The sequence below is a fragment of the Marinococcus tarijensis genome (assembly GCF_054971385.1).
In genome coordinates this window covers 37,902-44,853 of the sequence record NZ_JBQOJA010000024.1, presented here as the reverse complement: position 1 = coordinate 44,853, position 6,952 = coordinate 37,902, and the positions used below count along the sequence as shown (strand labels likewise).

The following is a 6,952-nucleotide window of genomic DNA, read 5'->3' as shown; positions in this document are numbered from 1 at the left end:
ATAAGAAAAACACCTCCATCTATCGATCCTACTACGAATACGACGTGAGAGGTGCTTTTATCTGTCTCATTTATTTAGGTCACTCCAAAAAAGAAAAGGCGGTTCTTTGTTTATATATCAGCCGTATCAAGCGACGTCAGTTCTCCGGTCTCCGGGGAAATAACAAGGCCGTGCACTGGGGTTCCCGGTGGAAGAAGCGGATGATTTCTCATAACCTGGACTGATTGATGCACATTGTCCTCCACATCCGAAAAGCCGCGCAGCCATTCGTGCACGGAGACCCCCTCAGCATGCATCACTGCCTCTGCATCGGATGAAACTCCGCGGTCGTACGCTTTTTCAAGTACCTGGCCGGCCTGAAGACCAGTCATGCCGCATCCGTAATGGCCGACAATCAGGACCTCTTCTGCTTTTAATTCGTATAGGGCAACCAGAATACTGCGGGTAATACTATCATATGGATCCGTAATCATTGCCCCGGCGTTACGGATCAGCTTTGCATCCCCATTCTGGATGCCCATAGCTTTAGGGAGCAGTTCAATGAGCCGGGTATCCATGCACGTTAAAACGACGATACGCTTATTTGGGAATTTATCCGTTTGAAAAGCTTCATATTCTTTGTTTTGAACAAACTGCTGATTGTGCTCTAAAATAGATTTCACCACTTCTGACATGATTCATCATCCCTTCGTAGATATATGTGAATAAGCTTGAACTAACCTGGATAAATAAGGAGTTTCTTCTGCTGTTTTTTCAAAGGTTAACACATAAGGGGGCGCCTTTTCCTGAAAGTCCAGGCTGTACCGCAGCACCCGTACTTCGTCTTCCGAAAATTCAGCAGCAAGGTTCTCAACGGCTGTACGTTCTGCATTTCCTCCCGGGTGGCCGTGATAAATGACCACGATAACCGGAACGCCTGACGGGAAGGTATGAAGATAAGAAAGCACCGCTGCAGTTGTAGAGGAAGCAGATGTCACAATCTGTTTATCGCTCCCCGGCAGATAACCGAGGTTAAAAATGGCTGCACGGATGCCGGTTTTTTCCTTATCAGTGAGCAGAGACGCTGCGTATTCATGACTGCAGTGGTGCAGCGTGACGTATGACTCCAGGCTTCTCTTTTGTAATCGTGCGTATGTAGCCTGGATGGCTTCGCTTTGAATGTCAAAGGCATGCACATGCCCGGAAGGGGACACCGCCTCTGCCAGAAAGGCGGTGTCTCCGCCATTTCCGCAGGTGGCATCAATCACGGTGTCTCCGGGACGGATATTTTGTGCAATCATCCAATGGGCGAAAGCCACGGCTTTCGGCAGAGTCATAGAGCTGCCGGGGCAGGCTGATAATATTTTCCCTGCCAGCTGTGTCTGCGAACCTGTTCTTTATGAATTTCATTTAGTACTTCGAACTTGTTCACGCTCCACATCGGTCCGATAAGAAGCTCGGTCGGGCCGTCACCGGTAATCCGGTGAATGAGCATGTCAGGCGGCAGAATTTCGAGCTGATCCACGACAAGACTGACGTACTCATCCCGGCCGAGAAACTCCACCATTCCTTTTTCATACTGCTTGACCATCGGTGTCTTTTTCAGCAGGTGGAGCAGATGAATTTTAATACCCTGAACGTCCAAATCAGCCACGGCCTGGGCCGTTTCCATCATCATTTGATGGTCCTCCTGTGGAAGGCCGTTAATGATATGGGAGCATACGCGGATGTTATGCTTGCGGAGCTTGTCCACGCCTTCTTTATAGCACTCAAAATCGTGTGCCCGGTTGATCGTTTCAGCAGTCGTTTCATGCACCGTCTGCAGCCCGAGCTCCACCCACAGATAGGTGCGTTCATTCAGCTCGGCCAGGTATTCGACTACATCGTCCGGGAGGCAGTCCGGGCGCGTCGCAATGGAAAGACCGACGACGTTATCCTGGGCGAGTACTGCTTCGTACATTTCCCGCAGTTCTTCCACGGGGGCGTAAGTATTGCTGAATGCCTGGAAATAGCCAATGTATTTTCCGTTTTTCCATTTTTTGTGCATGCGGTCCTTAATTTCATGAAACTGGGTGACCACATCGTCGGCCCGGTTGCCGGCAAAATCCCCTGAGCCTGCCGCAGAGCAGAACGTGCAGCCGCCGTGGGCGACGTTTCCGTCACGGTTCGGGCAATCAAACCCACCGTCGAGCGGCACCTTAAAGATTTTATGACCGAATGATTCCTTTAAGTGATGATTCCATGTATGGTACCGCTTCTCTCCCCAGACAAGCGGCTGTTCGTTAGATAATTCCGAGCTCATGAAGAGCCTCTCCTTCCATCGTGCGTAAAATATTCCTTCTCATTTTAGCATGTTTTGCCTGTATTCCCAAAGTGCAAAGGAAAAGAACCACGTAGAAAGGCTTGACAGCAGGGGGATAAATTCATAAAATATCAAGTATTGAATATCGGCGTACTTTGTTTATCGTTATGCACCCAGCAGACGCTTGACGAAAACGGGTGAGCGAAGCGTCAGAGTCGGAAACGCACTTGAGTGGCGTGTGCGCGTCCCGCCGTTTGTTTCGTGGAATTTAAGCCTCTCGTCCCTGCTTTCCAGCTGGGAGAGAGGCTTTTTTTACAGATAAAATCAGTACAGATGCTCCAACTATTTAAAGGAGGAACGACAATCATGGCATATCCCCACCAACAGATAGAACCTAAATGGCAGTCATACTGGGAGGAAAATGAAATCTTTGCCGTATCCAACGCAGATACCGGCGCCCCGAAATATTATGCACTGGATATGTTTCCTTATCCTTCCGGAGCCGGCCTGCACGTAGGCCACCCCGAAGGCTACACAGCAACAGACATCACCTCAAGAATGAAACGCATGCAGGGCTACGATGTGCTGCATCCGATGGGCTGGGACGCTTTTGGCCTTCCGGCGGAGCAATTTGCACTCGATACCGGGAAAAACCCGCGGGAATTCACCCAGGCAAACATTGCCAATTTCAAACGCCAAATTAAGGAACTGGGATTCTCCTATGACTGGGCGAGAGAAATTAACACGACAGACCCCGATTACTACAAATGGACCCAGTGGATTTTTACAAAGCTGTATGAACATGGTCTTGCGTACATTGACGAAGTGCCAGTCAACTGGTGCCCGGCGCTTGGAACAGTTCTCGCCAATGAAGAAGTGATCGATGGGAAAAGTGAGCGCGGCGGACATCCGGTGGAACGCCGGCCGATGAAGCAGTGGATGCTCAAGATTACAGCCTATGCTGATCGTCTGCTTGAAGACCTGGACGGCCTGGACTGGCCGGACAGCATTAAAGAAATGCAGCGCAACTGGATCGGCCGTTCGGAAGGAGCGGAGCTGACCTTTCACGTTGAAGGGAAGGATCTTTCGTTTGATGTATTTACGACCCGTCCGGATACATTGTTCGGTGCGACCTACTGTGTGTTTGCCCCGGAGCATGAGTATGTAGAGGAAATTACTGCGCCGGAGCAGAAGGAAGCTGTAGAGAAGTACCAGCACGAGGCAGCTATGAAAAGTGATCTTGAACGCACAGAGCTGCAAAAGGAAAAATCCGGCGTATTTACAGGCTCCTACGCGACCAACCCGGTGAATGGTGAACAAATGCCGATCTGGATTGCTGATTACGTTCTCGCTACATACGGCAGTGGAGCGATTATGGCTGTGCCAGCGCATGATGAGCGGGACTACGAATTTGCGAAAACATTTGATCTTCCGATTGTGGAAGTAGTTGAAGGCGGAGACACATCCAAAGAAGCGTATACTGAGGACGGACCGCACGTAAGGTCCGAGTTTCTGAACGGTTTATATAAAGACGCAGCTATTGGAAAAATGCTCGAATGGCTTGAAGAAAAAGATATTGGCCGGAAAAAAACAACCTACCGTCTGCGTGACTGGCTCTTCAGCCGCCAACGGTACTGGGGAGAGCCGATTCCGGTTATTCACTGGGAGGACGGTTCGATGACGACGCTTCCGAAAGAAGAACTGCCGCTCGAGCTTCCGGAAATGGATGAGTTCCGTCCTTCAGGCACCGGCGAATCGCCGCTTGCCACCAATACGGAATGGCTGGAGGTCACTGACCCGGAAACAGGCATGAAGGGACGCCGGGAAACAAACACTATGCCGCAGTGGGCCGGCAGCTGCTGGTACTTCCTGCGTTTTGCTGATCCGGATAACGATGAAGAGCTTGCTTCCAAAGAAGCGCTTGAGAAATGGCTGCCGGTTGATTTATATATCGGCGGCGCGGAACACGCAGTGCTTCATCTGCTGTACGCACGGTTTTGGCACAAGTTTTTATATGATATCGGAGTAGTACCTACAAAAGAGCCGTTCCAGCGGCTGTACAACCAGGGAATGATTCTCGGGGAAAACAATGAAAAAATGAGTAAATCAAAAGGGAATGTCGTGAACCCGGATGAAATTATTCGTACCCACGGGGCAGATACGCTGCGGTTATATGAAATGTTCATGGGCCCGCTTGACGCTTCAATTGCCTGGTCCAACAGCGGCCTGGACGGAGCGAGACGTTTCCTGGACCGGGTCTGGCGCTTAATTGTAACCGACGAAGGCTCTATCCGTCCGGAGATTCGGGAGGAGGAAGCATCGGAATCGTTTGCACGTACGTATCATCAGACAGTGAAAAAGGTCACCGAAGAATTCACTGAACTGCGGTTTAATACCGGTATCAGTCAGCTGATGGTCTTTGTCAACGAAGCGAACAAGCAGGAGACGCTGCCGAAACAGGAATTAAAAGGGTTTCTGCAGCTGTTGAGCGCTATCGCTCCTCACCTGTCCGAAGAGCTGTGGAGCCGTCTCGGGGAAGAGCGTTCGATTTCACGAAGCAGCTGGCCAGTACACGATGAGCAGATGCTTATTGAAGAGGAAATTGAAATTATCATTCAGGTTAACGGCAAGCTCCGGGCAAAAGCAGTTGTGCCAAGAGATGCTGATGAGAAGGATCTTGAATCAACGGCAATGGAACAGGAAAAGATTGTGCAGGAGCTTGAAGGCAAGACAGTGCGAAAGGTCATTGCCATTCCAGGGAAGCTTGTAAATATTGTAGCTAATTAAAAAAAGCTGGCCGCATAAGCGGTCAGCTTTTTGAATAGGAAGGGGGCGTTTCGGATTGCGCAGCAGACTGCTCAGATGCCGACTTTCCGGCGGTGTAGCCGGTGGAGAAGGCGCAGGTGATATTAAAGCCGCCGGTGTATCCGTGAATGTCCAAAATTTCACCGCAGAAAAATAATCCGCTTTTCAGCCTGGATTCAAGCCGTTTTGGAAACACTTCTTTGATGGATACCCCGCCGCCGGTTACAAATGCTTCTTCGATGGAAAGCGTTCCATCTGCCGGGAAACGAAAATCGGTAAAAAAGAGAGCGAGGGCACGCAGTTTTTTATTCGCAGCCTCACCGATGGTCATCGTGCTGGAAATGCCTGCTTCCTGCAGGAAAAACATCAGCAGTCGTTCCGTGGTAAGCCCCTTCAGGGCATTTTTAACCGTTTTTGCTTCATGTGTTTTTTTCAGCGAGACAAGGCGCTGAAACATGGATTCATGGTTTTCCTCGGGATAGAGGGAAAGGCCGAGCTCTATCTGGTCGGCTTTGTATTTTTTTAAGGCTTTCACTACATACTGGCTGCATCTCAGGCCGATTGGTCCGGAAACTCCAAAATGGGTGAAGATCATGTCACCGGTGTGGGTTTTAATAGCTTTGCCGCCCGGCCGGTAAACAGTAAGGGCAACGCCGGAAAGCGAAATTCCCTGAAGCGTACGGTCCTGGATATAAGCGGCGGGAGAAGTAATAGGCACCTCCGTTGGATACAGCTCCGTAATTGTATGCCCGGCCGCCTCCGCCCAGGGATAGCCGTCTCCGGTGGAACCGGTTTTTGGTACGGACTTACCCCCGGAGGCAATAATAACGCGGTCAGCCTGAAGGTAGGTGCCGTCCTCTAAATAAAGCCCCTGGACCTGGGCGCTGCCGTAATCGATGGAAGCGACTTTGGTGTTGGTCCGTGTCTGGACCCCGAGCCGTTCCATTTCGTCAAGCAGCGTATTCACGACAGTAACTGCTTTATCGTTAATAGGGAACATCCGGCCCATGTCTTCTTCCTTCAGGTCGATACCAAGATTTTCAAAAAAACGGATAATATTTTCATTATCAAAGATGGAAAATGGGCTGTGCATAAACTTGCCGTTGCCGGGAATGTGTTCGATCAGCTCTTTTCGTTCCATACGGTTAGTGACGTTGCAGCGGCCGCCGCCGGAAATGGCGAGCTTTCTTCCAAGCTTGGTTCCCTTATCTATTAATGTAACATCGGCGCCGTTCTCTGCAGCAGCAACCGAAGCCATTAAGCCTGCCGGGCCACCGCCGATAACAATGACATTCGTCATTTATTTATTCTCTCCTTACGACTGCGAAGCATAGCTTATGAAGATTAAAATGCTTCGTAATCGGTTATAATAGCTGTATTGTATCATAAGAGAAAATTTATTTTTACACAAGGATAAAGGAGGCGGCTCCAATGCTGCGAAAGCTTGAACTACCTACAAATGAACATGCAGAAATGATAGATGTTACTGAGAAGATCCGTACGTATGTGAAGGAGGAGGGACTCGACCACGGGGCGGTGATCGTCTATTCGCCGCATACGACGGCAGGAATTACTGTAAATGAAAACGCTGATCCAAACGTCCAGCGTGATATGCTTATGCGTCTCGATGAAGTGTATCCCTGGGAGCATGAAAAATACCGGCATGCCGAAGGGAACTCTGCTTCGCACTTAAAAGCAAGTACGATGGGGACGCAGCAGACAATCATTGTAGAGCAGGGAGAGCTCGTGCTGGGGACATGGCAGGGCATCTATTTTTGTGAATTTGACGGTCCGCGAAAGCGAACGTTTTATATTAAAGGATTAAGTGACGTATAATAAAAAGCACGCCCGTTTATCCAGAACGGG

Annotated in this window: 6 protein-coding genes; 2 read left to right on the top strand and 4 right to left on the bottom strand. The window is 49.8% G+C overall.

Features of this window, described 5'->3' with window-relative positions; translation table 11 throughout:
• Nucleotides 1-110: 110 nt before the first annotated feature.
• From ACTTK7_RS13070 to mnmL, 3 genes are read right to left on the bottom strand one after another with little or no spacing between them, the layout of a single operon-like run.
• On the bottom strand, nucleotides 111-674 hold the full coding sequence (locus tag ACTTK7_RS13070) for a beta-class carbonic anhydrase (protein ID WP_462868516.1): 564 nt from the start codon (nucleotides 672-674) through the stop codon (nucleotides 111-113).
• Between the two features lie 6 nt (nucleotides 675-680).
• Nucleotides 681-1,316 (bottom strand): tRNA 5-(aminomethyl)-2-thiouridylate-methyltransferase MnmM, encoded by a 636-nt coding sequence (gene mnmM, locus ACTTK7_RS13065; protein WP_462868514.1) that lies wholly within the window; start codon nucleotides 1,314-1,316, stop codon nucleotides 681-683.
• A complete protein-coding gene (mnmL, locus tag ACTTK7_RS13060) occupies nucleotides 1,313-2,281 on the bottom strand; it encodes a tRNA modification radical SAM protein MnmL/YtqA (RefSeq protein ID WP_022795021.1) in 969 nt (322 codons plus the stop codon). Before mnmL ends, mnmM begins: the two co-directional genes overlap by 4 nt.
• A gap of 366 nt (nucleotides 2,282-2,647) precedes the next feature.
• Between mnmL and leuS the strand changes: the two genes are divergently transcribed.
• Nucleotides 2,648-5,068 (top strand): leucine--tRNA ligase, encoded by a 2,421-nt coding sequence (gene leuS, locus ACTTK7_RS13055; RefSeq protein ID WP_462868512.1) that lies wholly within the window; start codon nucleotides 2,648-2,650, stop codon nucleotides 5,066-5,068.
• Nucleotides 5,069-5,090: 22 nt separating this feature from the next.
• Here the strand turns inward: leuS and ACTTK7_RS13050 are convergent, their stop codons facing one another.
• Nucleotides 5,091-6,386: a BaiN/RdsA family NAD(P)/FAD-dependent oxidoreductase gene (locus tag ACTTK7_RS13050; protein ID WP_462868510.1), complete on the bottom strand. Its 1,296-nt coding sequence runs from the start codon at nucleotides 6,384-6,386 to the stop codon at nucleotides 5,091-5,093.
• 131 nt (nucleotides 6,387-6,517) lie between these two features.
• Here ACTTK7_RS13050 and ACTTK7_RS13045 point away from each other — a divergent pair, with 131 nt between their 5' ends.
• The gene (locus ACTTK7_RS13045) at nucleotides 6,518-6,922 is read left to right on the top strand and encodes a secondary thiamine-phosphate synthase enzyme YjbQ (protein WP_462868509.1); all 405 of its coding nucleotides are present in this window, start codon (nucleotides 6,518-6,520) and stop codon (nucleotides 6,920-6,922) included.
• The last annotated feature ends 30 nt before the right edge of the window (nucleotides 6,923-6,952 follow it).

Coding starts and splice junctions, on each gene's coding strand:
- ACTTK7_RS13070 (WP_462868516.1), bottom strand. CDS start 674: ATGTCAGAAGTGGTGAAATCTATTTTAGAGCACAATCAGCAGTTTGTT.
- ACTTK7_RS13050 (WP_462868510.1), bottom strand. CDS start 6,386: ATGACGAATGTCATTGTTATCGGCGGTGGCCCGGCAGGCTTAATGGCT.
- ACTTK7_RS13045 (WP_462868509.1), top strand. CDS start 6,518: ATGCTGCGAAAGCTTGAACTACCTACAAATGAACATGCAGAAATGATA.
- leuS (WP_462868512.1), top strand. CDS start 2,648: ATGGCATATCCCCACCAACAGATAGAACCTAAATGGCAGTCATACTGG.
- mnmL (WP_022795021.1), bottom strand. CDS start 2,281: ATGAGCTCGGAATTATCTAACGAACAGCCGCTTGTCTGGGGAGAGAAG.
- mnmM (WP_462868514.1), bottom strand. CDS start 1,316: ATGACTCTGCCGAAAGCCGTGGCTTTCGCCCATTGGATGATTGCACAA.